At 53.8% G+C, this 249-nt stretch carries 1 protein-coding gene; it reads left to right on the forward strand.

Translation table 11 applies throughout. From position 1 onward, the window contains the following. The coding region (locus OC445_RS27245; protein ID WP_262020466.1) for a ribonucleotide-diphosphate reductase subunit beta at positions 1-249 on the forward strand (249 nt) is incomplete at both ends.

Raw genomic sequence — 249 nt, forward strand, 5'->3', positions numbered from 1 at the left:
CGATGCACCTGAACTTCGGTATCGACGTGATCAACCAGATCAAAATCGAAAACCCACACTTGTGGGATGCCGAGATGAAAGAAGAAGCGACCCAGATGATCCTGCAAGGGACGCAGCTGGAGATCGAATATGCGCGGGATACCATGCCTCGTGGGGTGCTGGGCATGAATGCGGCGATGATGGAGGATTACCTCAAGTTCATCGCTAACCGTCGCCTGTCGCAGATCGGCTTGAAGGAAGAGTACCCAG

It is taken from the genome of Pseudomonas sp. Pse35 (genome assembly GCF_024519715.1).
In the GTDB taxonomy this organism is placed as follows: domain Bacteria; phylum Pseudomonadota; class Gammaproteobacteria; order Pseudomonadales; family Pseudomonadaceae; genus Aquipseudomonas; species Aquipseudomonas paracarnis.